Annotated in this window: 17 protein-coding genes; 7 read left to right on the top strand and 10 right to left on the bottom strand. The window is 46.4% G+C overall.

Annotation, left to right across the window (positions count from 1 at the left end):
* Nucleotides 1–39 precede the first annotated feature (39 nt).
* The 6 genes from S2091_RS17075 to S2091_RS17050 all read right to left on the bottom strand — a co-directional run bounded on the left by S2091_RS17075 (nucleotide 40) and on the right by S2091_RS17050 (nucleotide 5,259).
* Nucleotides 40–573, bottom strand: coding sequence for an RDD family protein (locus tag S2091_RS17075; RefSeq protein ID WP_165795013.1), 534 nt, complete (start codon nucleotides 571–573; stop codon nucleotides 40–42).
* A gap of 15 nt (nucleotides 574–588) precedes the next feature.
* On the bottom strand, nucleotides 589–1,302 hold the full coding sequence (locus tag S2091_RS17070) for a DUF3106 domain-containing protein (RefSeq protein ID WP_165795012.1): 714 nt from the start codon (nucleotides 1,300–1,302) through the stop codon (nucleotides 589–591).
* A gap of 2 nt (nucleotides 1,303–1,304) precedes the next feature.
* Nucleotides 1,305–1,745: a DUF3619 family protein gene (locus tag S2091_RS17065; protein ID WP_105533163.1), complete on the bottom strand. Its 441-nt coding sequence runs from the start codon at nucleotides 1,743–1,745 to the stop codon at nucleotides 1,305–1,307.
* The gene (locus tag S2091_RS17060; protein ID WP_105533162.1) at nucleotides 1,742–2,311 is read right to left on the bottom strand and encodes an RNA polymerase sigma factor; all 570 of its coding nucleotides are present in this window, start codon (nucleotides 2,309–2,311) and stop codon (nucleotides 1,742–1,744) included. The genes S2091_RS17065 and S2091_RS17060 overlap by 4 nt, the downstream gene beginning before the upstream one ends.
* 249 nt (nucleotides 2,312–2,560) lie before the next feature.
* Nucleotides 2,561–3,574 (bottom strand): serine/threonine protein kinase, encoded by a 1,014-nt coding sequence (locus S2091_RS17055; protein WP_105533161.1) that lies wholly within the window; start codon nucleotides 3,572–3,574, stop codon nucleotides 2,561–2,563.
* Nucleotides 3,575–3,597: 23 nt separating this feature from the next.
* Entirely contained in the window at nucleotides 3,598–5,259 is a 1,662-nt protein-coding gene (locus S2091_RS17050) for a SulP family inorganic anion transporter (RefSeq protein ID WP_105533160.1), read from the bottom strand.
* A gap of 450 nt (nucleotides 5,260–5,709) precedes the next feature.
* Between S2091_RS17050 and flhB the strand changes: the two genes are divergently transcribed.
* The 7 genes from flhB to motD all read left to right on the top strand — a co-directional run bounded on the left by flhB (nucleotide 5,710) and on the right by motD (nucleotide 13,550).
* Nucleotides 5,710–6,912: a flagellar biosynthesis protein FlhB gene (gene flhB, locus S2091_RS17045; RefSeq protein ID WP_105533159.1), complete on the top strand. Its 1,203-nt coding sequence runs from the start codon at nucleotides 5,710–5,712 to the stop codon at nucleotides 6,910–6,912.
* Complete coding sequence (gene flhA / locus S2091_RS17040) at nucleotides 6,905–8,998, top strand: flagellar biosynthesis protein FlhA (protein ID WP_105533158.1); 2,094 nt, start codon at nucleotides 6,905–6,907, stop codon at nucleotides 8,996–8,998. The genes flhB and flhA overlap by 8 nt, the downstream gene beginning before the upstream one ends.
* On the top strand, nucleotides 8,995–10,314 hold the full coding sequence (flhF, locus tag S2091_RS17035) for a flagellar biosynthesis GTPase FlhF (protein WP_105533157.1): 1,320 nt from the start codon (nucleotides 8,995–8,997) through the stop codon (nucleotides 10,312–10,314). Before flhA ends, flhF begins: the two co-directional genes overlap by 4 nt.
* A complete protein-coding gene (locus S2091_RS17030; protein WP_243405469.1) occupies nucleotides 10,307–11,122 on the top strand; it encodes a MinD/ParA family ATP-binding protein in 816 nt (271 codons plus the stop codon). Before flhF ends, S2091_RS17030 begins: the two co-directional genes overlap by 8 nt.
* A gap of 19 nt (nucleotides 11,123–11,141) precedes the next feature.
* Nucleotides 11,142–11,873 (top strand): RNA polymerase sigma factor FliA, encoded by a 732-nt coding sequence (locus S2091_RS17025; RefSeq protein ID WP_105533155.1) that lies wholly within the window; start codon nucleotides 11,142–11,144, stop codon nucleotides 11,871–11,873.
* Complete coding sequence (locus tag S2091_RS17020; protein ID WP_105533154.1) at nucleotides 11,855–12,592, top strand: flagellar motor protein; 738 nt, start codon at nucleotides 11,855–11,857, stop codon at nucleotides 12,590–12,592. Before S2091_RS17025 ends, S2091_RS17020 begins: the two co-directional genes overlap by 19 nt.
* A gap of 112 nt (nucleotides 12,593–12,704) precedes the next feature.
* Entirely contained in the window at nucleotides 12,705–13,550 is an 846-nt protein-coding gene (motD, locus tag S2091_RS17015) for a flagellar motor protein MotD (RefSeq protein ID WP_105533153.1), read from the top strand.
* Between the two features lie 150 nt (nucleotides 13,551–13,700).
* On the opposite strand, the gene S2091_RS17010 is transcribed toward motD, so the two are convergent.
* From S2091_RS17010 to S2091_RS16995, 4 genes are all read right to left on the bottom strand, one after another.
* Nucleotides 13,701–14,207: a GNAT family N-acetyltransferase gene (locus tag S2091_RS17010; protein ID WP_207769737.1), complete on the bottom strand. Its 507-nt coding sequence runs from the start codon at nucleotides 14,205–14,207 to the stop codon at nucleotides 13,701–13,703.
* Nucleotides 14,208–14,292: 85 nt separating this feature from the next.
* The gene (locus tag S2091_RS17005; protein WP_105533152.1) at nucleotides 14,293–15,246 is read right to left on the bottom strand and encodes an energy transducer TonB; all 954 of its coding nucleotides are present in this window, start codon (nucleotides 15,244–15,246) and stop codon (nucleotides 14,293–14,295) included.
* 652 nt (nucleotides 15,247–15,898) lie between these two features.
* Nucleotides 15,899–16,462 carry a hypothetical protein gene (locus S2091_RS17000; RefSeq protein WP_105533151.1) on the bottom strand — a complete coding sequence of 188 codons (564 nt, stop codon included), beginning with the start codon at nucleotides 16,460–16,462 and terminating at the stop codon, nucleotides 15,899–15,901.
* A 436-nt stretch (nucleotides 16,463–16,898) separates the two neighbouring features.
* A complete protein-coding gene (locus S2091_RS16995; RefSeq protein WP_105533150.1) occupies nucleotides 16,899–17,873 on the bottom strand; it encodes a hypothetical protein in 975 nt (324 codons plus the stop codon).
* Between the last annotated feature and the right edge of the window lie 126 nt (nucleotides 17,874–17,999).

Genomic DNA, 17,999 nt, shown 5'->3' with positions numbered 1-17,999 from the left:
GGAAATTACTCTTAAAGCGGCATTAAAACGCGGCTTTTGTTATTCCGTATCGCTAATCCGAGCCTCTTTAGGTAGGGAAATTAACTGCGTTCCGGCTATTTTGTCGTGTAAAAATTGCCCGTTTTTATCCAGTTTAACCGTGCATGCCCAGGCGATCATGCCAACAAAAATGATGATTATGCTCGGCCAGTGCTGAATGCCAAACAAATAAATAAATGCCAGCGATGGTAAAAACCACATCCATGCGCAGCAATAACGCAGGCAGGCTTGTTTAAACGTGATGGCTTGCTGGTTTGCCGAAACCAATTTAATACGCCAGGTTTGCATGGGCAAGGTTTGCCCGGTACGGCCCCAAAAATACGTGAAATAGATACCGACCACAACAAAAAGAAAAAGCTGGCGCCAATTGCGTATCGACGCAGCGTTGAAGTTTTGTGTTAACACATCAAACAAAAAACAGGCTGAAAAATAAATGCCGAATAACAAAACAGCCTCGTACACCATGCACAGCAGACGGTGTTTTAACGAGGCTAAGTTGATGGGAGTGGCAGATGGAGTAGGGCTAGTCAACAAAATAATGTGTGTTCGTTAATAAGATGTTGAAGCTGCTGGCTGAGAAGCCGTTGGTAGCGCTGTAACCGGCGGTACCGCAGCAGCAGGAGCTACGGCAGGCGTGGCGTTTGGCGCAACTGCAGCAGCGGCCTTAGAAGGCGCGCTTGCTGCGGGAGCAGTGCTAACTGGTTTGTGCGGTGTTTTTAGCGGCTGTAACTTTTTCACTTTGCTTTCTTCGGGAGTCGGCAAATTAGTGATTAGTTTTTTCTTTTCAGGGTGCGTCGCCAGTTGCGCTTTTTGCGCATCCGTTAATTGCTGGTATTCCTGCCATTTTTGGGTGCGTTGATCCGGTTGCAGCTTGTTCGAGCGGATGTAATTCTCACGGGCGGCAACACGTTGTTCCGGTGTGAGTTTTTCCCACTGTTGCATTTTTTCTTGTGCCCGCTTTTGCTCTTCAGGCTTCATTTTTTGGAATTTTTCGCTAAACACTAACCACTTTTGTTTGCGGTCAGGCGTAAATTTATTCCATTCGTTCACAAGCGGCGCAAGTATTTGTTTTTGTACCGGCGTTAAAGTACCCCAAGAGCCATTTCCTATTGCTTGCACAGGTGCTTGTGGGACTGCTTTTACAGGGTCGACCGCATGTCCTTTTAAGGGAGCTATCAATAAGAAAGCACCCAACAGGGATGGAATAAGGCAGTAACGTAACGGCCAGAGCGGGATTAACTTTTGTAGAGACGTTTTCCCCACCCTTATTCTCCGTGTTTGTTCAGATAGCTGTCAAAGCCGTGATCAAGAAAAGCGTTTATTGGCAATTCGTCCGTTAACACTGCAGCATCAAGTTCCGCCAATTCATTAATACGGCGTTCTTGTTCATATTGATAAATACCAAATGAACCTAATACCAAAATTAATAATGGAATGGCAATGCCAACCCGCAGCAGCCAATTCAGTGAGCCATCAAAGGGGTTACTGAATCCATGCGAGAAATTACCGGCAAAGCGGCGTGCCGGTGCGACTGCGTAGGCAGCCGATTCTGGTTTTTTACGGGCAATCGCGATTTTACGCGCCGCACTTAATCGGTTTGCTGTGCTTTCTGGCATGACGGCAAGGCGTTCATCCAGAGCACGTCGTACTTGGTAGGCAAATTCAAGCTCATTACTTGATTGCGAATTGTTTATTGTGGTTTTCATAAGCGTATCCCTAAAGCTTTGAGCGACTTTGCCAGCGCATGAGTAGCTCTTGAACAATGCGTTTTCACGCTGCCTTCTGAGCATCCCATGGCACTCGCCGTTTCTGCAACATCCATGTCCTCCCAATAACGCATGAGGAACGCTTCTCGTTGACGTGCCGGAAGTTTTTGTATTTCCTCGTCGAGAATAGTCAGGGTTTGCTCGCGTTCAACCTTGTCTGCGCTGGATTCTGAGGCTTCGGAGCCTTCTTCGGATTCAAAATTTTCAAGGATGTCAAAATCATCATTGCCATCTTTGCGGGTACTCATGTTAGAAAATAAACTAACCCAGGTATTTCTTACCTTTTCACGGCGGAAGAAATCAAGAATGGTGTTTTGAAGTATGCGCTGAAACAGCAAAGGGATTTCTTCTGCTGGTTTATCGCCATATTTTTCTGCAAGTTTGATCATCGCATCTTGCACGATGTCCAAAGCGGATTCTTCATTGCGAACCGCGTAGACCGCCTGTTTAAAGGCGCGTCTTTCAACACTTTCCAGAAAATCGGATAATTCTTTATCAGTAGCCATTCAGTGCAGCAGTCATGTTCATTTTTATAAAATGAGTAAGTAATTGGTGGTCGCCACAAGAAAAAACGTGTGAGCTCTTATTTGGTTTACCTAAGTACTATTTTTGTAACAGATTATATCGTTATATGTCTCTATTAAATTTAGCCGCCATGCTAGCAAATAAGTTGCCTCTATGTTGAATTTTTTTATGAAATGGCCTGCAAAAAATCAATGATTGCAATTTTAAGTAGTCAATATTTATATGGCTACTTAAATCCGAAGCGGCTCTTCATCCATCAATGCACATTGCTCTCGCAATTCCAGAATTCTATTTTGCCAATAATGTTGGGTATTAAACCAGGGGAAGGCTACTTTAAAAGCGGGATCTTCCCAGCGCTGTGCCAGCCAGGCCGAATAATGCAATAGCCGCAAACTGCGTAGCGCTTCCATCAGGTGTAATTCACGCGGGTTAAATTCTTTAAAATCCTCATAGCCCGCCAAGATGTCGCAAAATTGCCGGGTCATCTCAGCGCGGGAACCAGAAAGCAGCATCCATAAATCCTGAATGGCGGGTCCCATGCGGCTATCATCAAAATCCACAAAATGCGGGCCAGCTTCTGTCCACAGCACATTACTGAGGTGGCAATCACCGTGCAAGCGTAGTTGTGCGACGTCACCGGCGCGCTCAAAGCAGCGTTGAACGCCATCTAACAGCAAGTTGGTGGTGCTTCGATAGGAGGCTAATAAATCAGCTGGAATAAACTGCTGCGAGATTAAAAAATCACGTGCCGCAAATCCAAAATTTTGAATGTTAATGGTTGGACGTTCCTGATAAGAATCCAGCGCACCAACGGCATGAATGCGCCCGATAAAACGCCCCAGCCACTCCAATATTCCCGGATGATCGAGCTCAGGTGCCCGGCCTGCATGCCGCCGGAAGAGGGCGAAGCGAAAGCCTTGAAAATGATGCAAAGAGCGTCCGTTCAATTCAAGCGCCGCAACAACCGGAATCTCTTGCTCGACCAATTCATGCACAAAGCGGTGTTCTTCAAGAATGCCAGCATCCGACCAGCGCGCCGGGCGATAAAATTTAACGATTAGCGGCGCTTCATCTTCAATGCCAACTTGATATACCCGGTTTTCATAGCTGTTCAATGCCAGTAGGCGACCATTGGTGAGGAAACCCAATTGATCGACTGCGTCCAACACACATTCTGGAGTGAGTTGTTGAAAGTTGGGCGGCGTTAGTTCGTTCAGTTCGTTCAATTCAGTCGGTTCTGTCATTCCGTTGCTCACGATCTTGCCAATTAGATTGGCATGGTTGGTAATAACTGTTTTGCATGGTCAGCGGCATCTGCCACACTCCAAAACAACTTGTCTTGAAATGAATCAGGTGCTGTTTTTAGTAACAATAAACGTATTGGGTCTTTGACGCGCGCCAGCAACAGGGTTATGCCGAGTTTGGCGAGATTGTGGCTTAACTCAATCAAACTTTCCGTGGCACTGCTATCTAAATCACTGCTTTCTTCCAAACTTACAATAATAATTCTGCAATTGACGCGACTTTTTACTAACGCTTTGATGACATCGAATACGCCATCCACACTAGCAAAAAAGAGTGGTTCTTCAGGACGTAATATGAGTATATTTTTATGCGGCATCGCTTCTGGATGATGCCCGCAATCAATGTAATTACGGGTGGAGTCGAGCTCGGCCAATTCGCGTACGGCAGGTTGGCTAAAGGTACGAATGGCGGAAGCAATCGATAACGCAACGGCGATGATCATGCCATGCAATATGCCAAAAAATAGCACGGCAGCGATCGCGGCTAAGGTTAAATACTGATCACGATTCATGCGCCACAAGGCGATTATTGGTTGCGGATTGAGCGAATGTAAGAGCGCGCCAATGACTGTTGCTGCCAATATCGGTTCAGGAATATGCTCGATTAATGGTTTTCCATAAACAACCAGAAATAGCATGCAAATCGCAGCGGCTATTCCAGCCCATTTGCTTTGCGCACCGGCAGCTTCATTCGCTACACAGGCAGAAAAACCGGCGCCAACTGGCATGCCTTGAATTAAACCTGACGCTAAATTGGCCGCGCCAAGAGCAAATAATTCCCGATTCGGTTCAACATGGTTGCCATGCTGGAGTGCCAATGTACGTATGCTGCCCCATGATTCAGAAAAAATAATGACCAGTAATCCACCCGCTAATTCCCCGGCGCTTAACCATTGATGCAGGCTCAATTTAGGCAGGCCAAAATGGGGTATGGCCAATTCAAAAGGGCCGACGATGGCGATCTGGAATACCGATAAATCACAAGCGTAGGCCAGACCAATGCCAAGCGCCAATACGATAAAAGCCGCTGGTAATTTGGTATAGCGTTTTAGGCTGATGAGTAACAGTAATGCGGCCGTGCCAGCAGCAAGACTCCACCATGACCACTGCGGCATTTTCTCGAATAAGTCCGCAAGCAAGGTAAATGGATTCGCTCCGGTGGCATGAGTGCCCACCATAATGGGGAATTGTTTGATGATGATAGTGGCCGCCAGCGCGAACGAAAACCCACGCAAAACCGGACGTGACACAAAGGCAGAAAGACGGCCTAAGCGAGCAAACGCGACAATAATTAAGCCGCAACCCGTTAAGATCACCAGCGCAAAACTTAAAGCAGCCTGTTCCTCACTACCTGACGGCATAAGCGATAGTGCCCCTGCTGCCACCAATGCCGCTGACGATGAGGTTGGCGATACGATGGCAAAGCGACTCGCGCCGAAGATGGCGTAAAGCAGCAAACCGACTAACGACGCGCCAATCGCGGCTTGAATACTCATGTGCGCGATGAATGCGTAAGCGACTGCCTGCGGCAATAAAAGACTGGCAACCGATAGTCCGGCTAATACGTCGATCGGCTTCAGGTAGAAATGGATGTTTGATGTTTTAGGAAAAAGGCTGCTTAGCATAGTTAGTTGTTGTTTAATTTTTTTAGTGAAAGTCAGCCGTAATGCCTGCTTCTATTCGTTGTGGTCCCTGGATTTACGCAATTTGGTAGGTTTTCGTAGGGGCTCCCCTTGTGGGTGCCCTTCGTTGATTAACCACGGGCACCCACAAGGGGAGCCCCTACAAAACGCCAGTGATATCTACTACGTGCGTAAATCCTATTTTTTTCAAATAATGGGAACACAACACGGCGCCGGACAGTATAGCGGCTGAAATAAATATAAGACAAATAAATGCTGACGGAAAGCTAATGAAGCGCCTGCGATTAGTCCAATCTGCACTTGTCGGCAAGCCAACAAGCGCCATTAAAACTCAAAATAAAGGGTAATCGAGCCTGTATTCATCCAATAGCTATTTAGTTAATCCGAGAATAATCAAACCTGCATCTTCATGATTGACCGAAGGAGTCGGTAATGGCAGAAGACAGTGGCTTAGAAAGAACGGAACCGGCCTCTTCGCGTCGTATTGAGAAAGCGCGCGAGGAAGGGGATGTGCCACGTTCGCGCGAATTAGGTACGTGTTTGCTGTTATTGGCGGCTGGAGTGGGCTTATGGCTGATTGGTGGTGATTTAGTTAATCAAATAAGCCTGATGCTGACAAATTCTATGCAGTTTGACCGTAGTATGGCTTTTGATTTGCCCCGGCTTTTTGATCTGCAAATGGCTCATTTTATACAAATGTTGATTGCGTTAGCGCCGTTTGCAGGAATCTTGATTGTGGTGGCACTTATTTCTCCAGCATTGATTGGCGGCTGGTTATTTTCTTTGCAAGCCTTGACGCCTAACTTTGAACGGATGAATCCACTGAGTGGCTTAGGTCGGATGATTTCGATGCGCTCTTTAGTTGAATTGGTTAAAGCACTTAGTAAAGCTACTGTGGTGGGTTTTGTGGCGTTTCAGGTGATGCGGCATCATTATGAATCCATTATTGGGCTGGCTTCGGAATCGTCTAAAGAAGGGTTGACGCATGTGGCTAGTTTAATTGTCATGTGCTTTATTTCTATTTCTAGCGGACTAATTATTATTATGGCGATTGATGTGCCATTTCAATTGCGCAGTTACGCCAATAAATTAAAAATGACCCGTCAGGAAGTGATTCAAGAAAGCAAAGAAGCAAACGGTAATCCGCAAATCAAAGCAAAAATTCGTTCCCAACAGCGTGAAATGGCACGCCGCCGCATGATGAGTAAAGTGCCGACGGCCGATGTCGTAGTGACCAATCCAAACCATTATGCTGTAGCACTAAAGTATATTGAAGGCCGGATGAGCGCGCCGATTGTGATCGCTAAAGGTGCTGATCTGGTCGCGGCACGCATTCGTGAGTTAGCCGAGGAACACCATATTCCCTTATTAGAAGCACCGCCGTTAGCGCGTGCCTTGTATGCCCATGCCGAATTAAATTCGCAAATTCCTGAATCGTTGTATACCGCCGTGGCGGAAGTGCTGGCGTATGTATTCCAGTTGCGGGCTTATAAAGAAAATGGCGGAATGGCACCGACTTTGCCGGAAGTTATTGAGGTTCCGGAAGAGTTGGATCCGACCTCACCAGCGGCGCTTAATTTAAAAAAATCCAAAATGAATTCGGTAACGGCGAATGCTGGAGGGCTAAATGGATAGCCTGAAATTACCAGCATGGCTGAGTGGATTGGATTTTTTAAACAGTCGGACACTGACCGCACCGCTATTAATTGTCATGATCCTGGCGATGATGGTGTTGCCATTGCCTGCGTTTGTATTGGATATCTTCTTTAGCTTCAATATCGCCTTGGCAGTGATCGTGCTGCTAACCAGTTTTTATACCGTAAAACCGCTTGATTTTATGGTGTTCCCAACCGTGCTATTAGTCAGCACCATGTTGCGTCTGTCCCTGAACGTTGCTTCAACCCGGGTTGTTCTGACAGAAGGCCATACCGGACCGGATGCAGCCGGGAAGGTGATTGAAGCGTTTGGTCACTTTTTAATTGGCGGAAATTACGCAGTGGGTATTGTTGTCTTCGTTATTTTGACCATTATTAATTTTACGGTAGTGACTAAAGGTGCCGGTCGGATTGCTGAAGTTGGAGCCAGATTTGCCTTGGATGCTATGCCCGGTAAACAAATGGCGATTGATGCCGACTTAAATGCGGGCTTAATTGCCGAGCAAGAAGCGCGCAGACGCCGTACCGAAGTGGCGCAAGAAGCTGAATTTTATGGCGCAATGGACGGTGCCAGTAAATACGTTCGTGGTGATGCCATTGCCGGGATTATGGTCACCATCATTAATATTGTCGGCGGTCTGGTCGTCGGTATGGCGCAGCATGACTTGGATTTTTCACAGGCACTGAAGCTGTACACGTTGCTGGCGATTGGTGATGGCTTGGTTGCACAAATTCCATCCTTAATTATTTCTACTGCCGCCGGTATCGTGGTGTCGCGGGTCGCCAGCGATAAAAATATTGGCGACCAATTAATCGGCCAGTTATTCGCTAAACCGCAGGTATTAATCATTACGGCCTGCATTATTGGCGGCATGGGAATTATTCCTGGTATGCCGCATTTTGCATTTTTATTTTTTGCAGCGGTGCTGGGCGCCGGAGGCTATTTTCTTCGGAAACGCACCCAGTTGGCAGCGCAGGAGCCTGAGGCGGCACCGGCGGTAGTCGCACCGGTCGAATCGGAAGAGGCTACCTGGCAAGATGTTTTGCCGGTCGATACCCTAGGTCTGGAAGTTGGGTATCGCTTGATACCGATGGTAGATAAAGCGCAAGGTGGCGAACTATTAAAACGGATTAAAGGGATACGCAAAAAATTTGCCCAAGATATTGGATTTTTATCGCCCCCAGTACATATCCGCGACAATTTAGAACTCAAGCCTACCTCTTACACCATCAGTCTTAAAGGGGTGGAAATGGGTGCTGGCGAAGCCTTTGCCGGGCAATATCTGGCCATTAACCCAGGCATGGTCAGTGGCACATTGGAAGGTCGGCCCACGATAGATCCTGCCTTTGGTTTACCTGCGGTCTGGATCGATGCAAACCGGCGTGAATCAGCCCAGGCTATGGGCTACACCGTGGTGGATGCGGGCACGGTGGTGGCGACCCATTTGAATCATTTGATCACAACGCATGCCGCAGAATTATTAGGCCGCCATGAAGTCCAGCAACTGCTGGATTATGTCGCCAAGGACGCACCAAAACTAATTGAAGATTTAATTCCTAAATTATTGCCACTGCCGTCCTTCCAAAAGGTGCTGCAAAATTTATTATCTGAAGGCGTGCATATCCGCGACATGCGCAGCATTGTAGAAACCTTGTCCGAACATGTAATTCAAACGCAAGATACCAACGAGCTGACCAGTTTGGTGCGCGTTGCGCTGGGACGAGCCATTGTTCAACAATTATTCCCCGGCACGAATGAGTTATCGGTGATGAGCCTTGATACACATTTGGAGCGTTTGCTAATGCAAGCGTTGCAAAACGGTAGCCCGGATGGAATTGGGCTAGAACCCGGGCTGGCCGACACAATTCTTTCGCAAACTGAATTGGCGAGCAGACATCAGGAACAAATGGGGTTAACGCCGGTGTTGGTGGTGCCCGCCGCATTACGCTTGTTATTAGCACGGTTCTTAAGGCGCTCACTGCCGCAGTTAAGGGTTCTGTCGCATGCTGAAGTACCAGAATCAAAAACAATTAAAGTCACCAGTTTGGTTGGAGGTCAATCATGAACGTCAAGAGATTTAGCGCCGCTACTTCACGCGAGGCCTTACATAAATTACGTGATGCGATGGGACCGGATGCGGTCATTATTTCTAACCGAAACGTGAATGGGCAGGTTGAGATTTTGGCGCTGGATGAAGGCGAAATGGCCGATTTACATGAAACTGCCAATGAGTTTGAGTTTATACCGCCACGTAAACAGGAGGCGGCTACTAATCCGATTATTCAGTCGCAAACCAAGTTCGCCATCAAAAAAAAGCAAAACGAGCAAAGCCTGCAAATGCGTGATAACCCGATAGAAGTTACCCAGCCGAGCTCATTATCCAATTCCTTACCAAGCGCCAATGCGCCGGATATGTCTGGCGCATTGGAATTAATGTCGGAACTACGTTCGATGCGCGGCATGATGGAAACGCAATTAGCCGAAATCAATTGGGGCAATACTCAGCGCAAAGAACCGCATAAAGCGCAATTATTGAGGGAAATGCTGTCAACCGGATTTAGCGCCAGCTTGTCGCGCTATCTGATTGAAAACATGCCGAAAACTTCGGATTTAAAACAGGGCTTAATTTGGATTAAAGCGATTTTATCCAAAAACTTAAACACTATTAGCTGTGACAGCGACATGCTGGAACAAGGCGGTGTGTTTGCCTTAGTGGGCCCAACCGGAGTCGGAAAAACCACCACCACCGCAAAATTGGCAGCGCGCTGCGTGATGCGGCACGGCGCAAGCAAGCTGGCGCTGATTACCACCGACGGGTATCGGATCGGTGGCTATGAACAGCTACGTATCTACGGAAAAATTTTAGGCGTGATGGTGCATGCAGTCAAAGATGAAGCCGATTTACGGATTGCCCTGTCCGAGCTGAAAAATAAACATACCGTATTAATCGACACCGTAGGAATGAGCCAGCGTGACCGTTTAGTAGCAGAGCAGGTCGCCATGCTGTCCGGTGCGAATGTAAATAAACTGCTGTGTTTAAACGCGACCTCAACCGGTGAAACGCTCACGGAAGTGATCCGCTCTTATCAGGGTGCAGGTTTATATGGTTGCATCATCACCAAAATGGATGAAGCGGCCAATATCGGTGCCGTGCTAGACGCCATCATCCGTCAAAAATTAACCATGTTCTATCTGGCGAATGGTCAGCGGGTGCCAGAGGATTTACATATCGCCAATAAGCATTATTTAGTGGAACACGCATTTAAATTAAAGCGTGAGCAAGCTGCATTTCAATTTCAGGATGATGAACTTCCAATGCTCATGGCAACCGCATCCGCCGCCATGCATGACCGTCAACTACGCGAGGTGTCCCTTGGTTAATTTTGATCAGGCAGAAGGATTGCGGCGCATGCTGTTTGGTGCCAAACCACGTTTCGTTACTTTTTTATCAGCGCTGTGCAATGAAGAAAAGAATGCCACACTGGTCAACTTGTCGGCCGGTCTGGGGCGCTTGGGCAGTGATGTGGTGCTGCTCGATGCACGGCAGAGTGGTGCAAGTGTGGCTAAGTGGTTGGAAATACAAATTGTTGCGACATTACTGGATGTTGCACACCAAAAGCGTACAATCCAACAGGCAACCATGACTACTTCGCAGGGATTTAAGCTGGCTAGTTTTTGTCGTTATCAAAACACTATGCCTGATTTTCAGCCCACAACAACGCTAGTGATGAAACTGAATAAAATCGTTGAGAAGCTAGGTAATAGTGCGGATATTGTGCTGGTCGATGGTGAGTTGGATGATTCTAATGGACTGGCAACCGTTGCTTTAGAAGAGGGAGAGATCGTGATTCAAGTCACCAACCACCCAGATTCGATTAAGACCGCGTATAGCTTGATCAAGCGTGCGCACGGTAAGTTTGGCCGCCGTTATTACGGCGTGCTAGTTACCGGTGTGAATGAGTTTGAAGCACATCGGGTCTATGACGCGATGGCACAAGCGGCCGGTAATTTTTTATCTGTCCCACTCAATTTCGTTGGCTATGTGCCGCAAGATGATTTTTTACGGCGAGCCAGCCGCTCCGGGCGCACCGTCCTCGACGCTTTTCCGACAGCAGGTGCAGCGATGGCATTTTCCCGCTTAGCTCAGCAAATGACGGGTATCGATGAATTTGCATCGTTGCATGGATAACTACGGATAAAGCCTGTTCATGTATAACGCCACCGGAAAAACCGATAAAAATCACCTACTGAGCGAACATGCTCCGTTGGTGAAGCGGTTGGCGTATCAATTAAAAGCAAAGCTGCCGCCTAGTGTGGAAGTGGATGATTTGATCCAGGCCGGCATGATCGGTTTACTGGATGCAATAACCCGCTATGAGGATAATCATGGCGCTCAATTTGAGACCTATGCTATTCAGCGTATTCGCGGTTCCATGCTGGATGAATTACGGAATAGTGACTGGTTGCCGCGTGGTGTACGCCAAACCATGCGCAAAATTGAAGAAGCTATTCAGCAGCTACAACAGCGTTTAGGACGACCACCTTCGGAGACTGAAGTTGCCAAGCAACTTAAAATTCCTTTAGCGGAATATCAGGAAAGATTGACTGAAAGTGGCGGGCATCAATTGGTGTATTACGAAGACTTTCACGACTCAGACAGCAAAGAACATTTTTTAGACCGCTATTGCAGCGATGTTTCCGGCGATCCTTTGCAAAGCTTGTTGCGCGGTGATTTCAGGGCGACCGTTATCTCTGCCATTGACGCGTTACCGGATCGTGAAAAGCTGTTGATGGGATTGTATTACGAGCAAGAATTAAATCTTAAAGAAGTGGGCGCCGTGATGGGGGTTTCCGAGTCACGGGTTTCTCAATTACACACGCAAGCCGTTGCTCGGTTGCGGGCATTTTTAAGAGAGAAAGCGTGGACTGGGCAAGCATAGCGGGTATCCTACTGGCATTTTTCGGACTGCTCTTCGGACAGTTGGTGGAGGGCGCGCATCCGTCGTCCATGCTGCAGCCAGCAGCATTTTTAATCGTCTTTTGCGGCACGATGGGCGCGGTGTTATTACAAAGCCGCCTGCCCACCTTTGTGCGCGGGGTGCGCATGTTACGCAGCATTTTTCAAGTCCCTATCGACAACCATCAAAAGTTAGTGCGTGAAGCTTTGGCCTGGAATATGAGCGCCCGCAGAGAAGGTGTGCTCAGTCTGGAGCGTTACTTGCGCGCCGTGCAAGACCCCTTTATTTCCAAAGGTTTGCGGATGGTGATTGATGGCGTAGACGCGGTGCGCATTAAAGAAATTTTGGAAGTCGACATTACCGCGTTTGAAATATTTCAACGACAAGCGGTGCGCATTTGGGAATCTGCTGGTGGGTATTCCCCGACCATCGGTATTTTAGGTGCGGTCTTGGGGTTGATCCACGTCATGGAAAATCTGTCTGATCCGAGTAAATTAGGTAGCGGTATTGCTGTGGCATTTGTCGCCACAATTTATGGTGTCGGTTTGGCGAATTTAGTGTTTTTGCCGATTGCACATAAATTGAAGGAGATTGTGACCCGCGATATCGAGAAAAAAGAAATGCTGGCCGATATTTTTTACAGTATTGCCGCCGGTGAAAATTCCCGGGTAATTGAAGAGCGGGTAGTAAATTATGAGTAGGATTTACGTCAAGTTTTACCGCATTAAAATACTGTTTGCCAACAGAATGAATATCCTTTTCAAGGGGAATTTCCCCAATCTATCTTGTTAGAACAATTTTGCGTGAGCCCTAATGCGTAAGAGAAGACCCATTGAAGATGAAGTGAATCATGAACGTTGGCTAGTTTCCTATGCCGACTTCATTACCTTGCTGTTTGCATTTTTTGTAGTGATGTACTCACTCTCTTCACTTAACGAAGGCAAGTACCGGGTTATGTCGGATTCGGTTATTACCGCCTTCGGTCAATTCAGAACCTTTAGTGACAATACAATGCCGACGGCGCCCAAGCTAAATCCCGGCCCGGGTCCGGGGCCGGGTGTTGGGATAGGCAATGGCCCAGGGCCGGGCTTAAGTTCCGTCAAAAAGAAATCGGCCGTGGAAGAACCCTTACGTCAGGAACGAGAAAAAATGACCGGCTTGGCACAAGGTATTTTAAGTGCCTTAGCGCCGCTGATCCGTGAAGGAAAAGTGCGCGTCACACAAACCAGTCGGGGCGTTTCCATCGACATTAACGCCAGTGTATTATTCGCCTCCGCCGAAGCAAAATTAACCCGTGAATCAAGTCAGGCCCTACTTGCGATTGCCTCAGTCTTGGCTAGTGATGCGCACGCGATTCAAGTGGAAGGGTACACCGATAATCAGCCGATTAAAAATGGCATCTTTCCGTCTAACTGGGAATTGTCCGCGGTGCGTGCTGGCAGCGTGGTGCGCTTATTTATGGACAACGGGATTGCAGAAGACCGACTAACGGCGATTGGGCAGGGGGCTAAAATGCCGGTTGCAACTAACGATACTGCGGAAGGCCGTTCTAGAAACCGGCGTGTGAATATTACGATTCTCGCGCTGCTGCCGGATAAGCAAACCGAGGTGCCGATTAACGATAATAATGCGGATAAAGGCGCAATTTCTGGGAAATAAAGATACTTTCCATTTTTTGAAAAATTTAACGTATTCAATGGGTTTTAGGGCAGTAAAATGAAAGCGCCTGTCAAATTCTGCATCACATATAAAGTTTGAACTTAATATTCCGCGAATGACATTTTCCAACTCGACCCCATCTGCTTATTTTTAAAGGTCCATCATCATTTCATGCCACGCCATGCCACCGTGCTCCGAGTCAGAAAGTCTCACATAGCGAAAGCCCAACTGCCCGTAGAGCTTTACATGCCGTTCTTTGCACATCAAGTGGATTGTTTTCTTCCCCATATCGCGTGTTTGCTGGACGAACTGGTGCATTAACATTGTGGCGAGTCCCTTGCCCTGATGTTCTGGTGCGACTACGACGGACATGATGACAACATTAAGTGAAAGCGGGTCATGCCCAATCAACTCCTTGAACTCATGATCTGACATGGTCACCTCATGGGCACAACCACTGTTTATAAAACCGACAATTTTCCCCGCCTGCTCCATGACAAGAAATCCCTGCGGATATTGATCAATGCGCAGTGCAATTTTCTCCCTGGTTGCCGCTTCATCTCCCTCATAAGCGGAGGATTCTATGTCATAGCAGCGTTGGAGGTCCTGTGCTTTAACCTGACGGAAGTGATAGCTATTCAATTTTCCTGTTTCCATTATTAATTTGATGATCGATGCTCTAACAATTACAAAAAGCGATGACTCTCTGGTTGGCACCGCCGATTTTTGTTACTTGCCATACTTAAGTTGGCATTACCCAATTGTAATCAACAATCGACCATGACCGAATCGGTTTTCCATCATAAATTCCCGGCTTAAATTGACATTTACTCAGAGCATTAAATGCCGCTGCATCTAAGAATGGAGAACCAGTGGAAGACATTTGAAAACTGGATGAAATCGACCCGTCCGTTTCAATTAAGAATGCTAGCCTAATTGATCCATGCTCTTCGTTGCGAACAGATATGGGTGGGTAATCGGGTTTATTACAAATTTTGAAATCAACTACTGGAAAGCTGAATTTTGGTCTCTCCGCACGTTGTGAGTTCAATTGCATGTCCACGTTAGCCCTAATTTCTGTCAATACGGGTTCACATGGATCTGGCAGCGCACGAACATCCTTCGCTGAATTTTCCAATCCCCCCAGCGATTTGTAGGTTTGGAATAGTTTTTCCAGGCGTGTTTGTTCAAGCGCAGGCTGGCTATATTTAGAATCCAGTTTATTGATGTGGTTAATCAAAATTGAGAAATAACTTAGTACATGTTGATTCGACTTCTTGCATTCCTTCAAGAGAACTAATTTTTCATTGATGTTGTCTTGGAGTTCAATATTTAAGCCTTCGTGTTCTTGATTTTGGCTCGATTTATTTTGTTGAATTTCATTTGTGGTACTTAATTGCTCCGGACTAGTTTGACTGGAGTCATTGATATTATTTATCGTCTCCGCAAAAAAATCTACGCTCATCGCGTGGGAATGTAACGAAATGGATGTGTATGTTACTAGTGCAAAAAGTGATTTATATATCCATCTTTTCGTCATTGGTGAGTTCCTCTCAAATAAAAATAAACCTTCCGCTTCACATCTTGAGACATTCAATTCTTGTATCCCGATGCCATTTTGCTTGGGCAGCCCACTAGCCGGTAAGTCTGTTACCAAAGTACCTGGACTGACTCTCGGCCTTTGCACTGTCGCCATTGCCAAGTTACGCACAGTAATTTAAAAATTCGGATTGAGCAACTTTTTTACTCTATGGCGGAAATAGTCATAACAACAGTCCATCAGTAAACAACCACGTATGCATAGAGTTTGTTCACTCCGGCCATATCGATTCCCGCTAGCTGTCGTTCAATAAAATGGCGCTATTGGGCAAATGAGGATTTAATATTCTGGGTAGCATCAAAAAAATAGCGATACGGGGTACCTGTCGTTACTTATTTAAGCAAGCAGAACAAGCTTGGTTATTACTATCATCGCAGTAAAACGAACCATCAACGCTGGTCAAATGCTTACTTCGCACAACTGGGGCTATTCACGATGTCAGCAGCCCGACTTGTAGCGAGCCAATCCCGATGAGGAAATTCTCAACTGGAGAGCCGTATGCGGGAAAACCGCCCGTACGGTTCGGAGGGCGGGGTGAACCGGTGGTTCATTCCGACCCCTATCACCATTCGTTGATCAACGTAATTGCAAGATCAACGAAGTTAAGTGTCATGAACTTTCGTAACTTTAGCAAACAGCAGGATTGTTTTAAGTTTGCATGCGGCGCAATAGATGAACCCCATTGCGACCTACTTAATACACCACGTTTTTTGTTAATTTTTGTGCAGGCTGTATACGTGGTCATACATTATGTTTGAGCAGTAGAGCCATTCCAATCCATTTGTTGAAGATACCACTGCGGCTGGGTTGCCATGTAGTCCTGAATCTTCGTATATATTTGCCCAGCGCTTAAACCTTCGGCTTTTCCTTGCTCAAAAATAGCCGTTTTTTGAGTGAGTACTTGTTGCGCCAATGTCGCGAATTGAGCACTGCTCTGGCTCGTTACAGGCTCACCATTGTTGGTATACACCACTCCTTGAATACCATTTGGCCCAAAAGTTGCATGTGAAATGTTAACTAATTCACTATCAGGGTTGGTGGCAACATCTTGAACTGTCTGCATAGCCCATGATGGTGAAGAATTATTAAGTTGGTTAATAATCTGTTGCTGTATTGGAGGCAAAGTGACGTCATTTGCATTATCGTTACTATTAGAGTTGGCAGTTGCAGCACTTGATAGGGTAACTATAGTGCTACTCGTTGGGGTAATTGCATTTTGCACCTGGCTATTCAAACTCTTTGATAAGGCACTAAAACCCTGAGTCGCATACTGGTTAGGAAAGTTTAAAAAGACGTTGTTTTCGATTTGCATTTTCAAATCTCCGAAACTTAATGATTTGGCATGCCGATGGAACACCTGCATGCCGCCTTAATACTTCGTCACCAATTCACAATAACTTGGTCCGTTCCCCCAAGAACGGGTGGGATGGTTGTCATTTGGCTGACAATAAGGCTATAAGATTGGTGGTGAATTGTATATGCCCTAAATAGGGCATTTTGAATTGAATGCAGAAAACGGGAGGTTGATCCGACTGTCTCGTTAGTACCGCCAATTCAAAATTTATTTCACATCTCTGTAGTAACCGTTGATATACACGATCCGGCATTGCAGTCGTTCGATATTCAATTCACGGCAAATAGAAAATATGAGGTAGGGCGTCAATAAGCGTTGCGCATTGCACCGTTTTGAATCGCCTAAATACGATGTAATAGATGCCCCATTACCCTACCTGGTACACCTTGCTGTTTTACGATTGATGGCATGCCATGCAGGAGACTTTGGAATTAATCATTAATCCTTTGTTCGACGCAAATGGCGTGATATTGCTTTGCGCATTACTAATTCTCTCTTCAAGCAGTGGGGCAAATTTCCAGCTGGAATAATCTGGAGATGATTTTGCTAGCGTGTATATTTTCTGCGCCACTTTCCAGTCACCTGATTTCACCAACATGTCACCCATGTTCAAGAAAAATCCCTCGAAGTTATGTGGCGCAACGGTTGAATTCCAGCATGCACGTTTTGGCCCAACGGTTGTGATCTTCGTGACAGAGGAAGAATAATCTGGATCGGTACGGCTAATTTTTTCTCCCACACATAGTGAGAGATTTTCCCACTGCCATTCCAACCCCTGCTTAAATTCAGCAGTATCGACAGGTTTAGTACTTAACATATATCCTGCGGTGAACAGATTAAATTCGGGCCAGGCGACAATTGCTTTGCGCATTAACACATTACCTTCAGAAATCTCAGGCTCATTGTGATGAATGGTTCCCTCACTCAATGTAGATGCCGCCAAAAACCCCAGAAATCTTGCATCGGATGGATTAATTGAACTGGCTTCCTGAAAATATTTGCGCGCCAGAACGGCATCATCAGTAATTGATGGCGTTACCATAGCCATTCTTTCACGCTCCGATATCCGCCAGATATGCAGCCATCCAATATGACTGGCCGTTACCGGGTCAGTTGGATCGCGTAAATAGGCGCCTGTCATTTGCTCCAGTACCGGTTGAATTTCGTCGTATTTTGCATTATGAAAAACATCCCAAAAATTTTGATCCGCTGCCAGTGCGGCGTTGCTCCGGCTTGCTGCCGGTATCTTTTCCTGCGTGGATTGTGAAAGTGTGGATGGTCTCATTGAATTGCGTTCAGTCGCGCAACCCGATAACCATAAAATAGCGCCGAAACAAATGATGGATATCGAAAAATAAAAAAATTTCATGCTGTTCCTGTTGTTCAAAAATGTGGTTATGAAAGAACTAAACTAACACTCGATAAACGCGTTCTTAAATTAAACTGCAATGACGTTATTTTGAAGGTTAGTTTTAAGATCGGTTAGTATTAAGTG

It is taken from the genome of Solimicrobium silvestre (assembly GCF_002976435.1).
Classification (GTDB): domain Bacteria; phylum Pseudomonadota; class Gammaproteobacteria; order Burkholderiales; family Burkholderiaceae_D; genus Solimicrobium; species Solimicrobium silvestre.
This window is presented reverse-complemented; position numbering and strand designations above follow the sequence as displayed.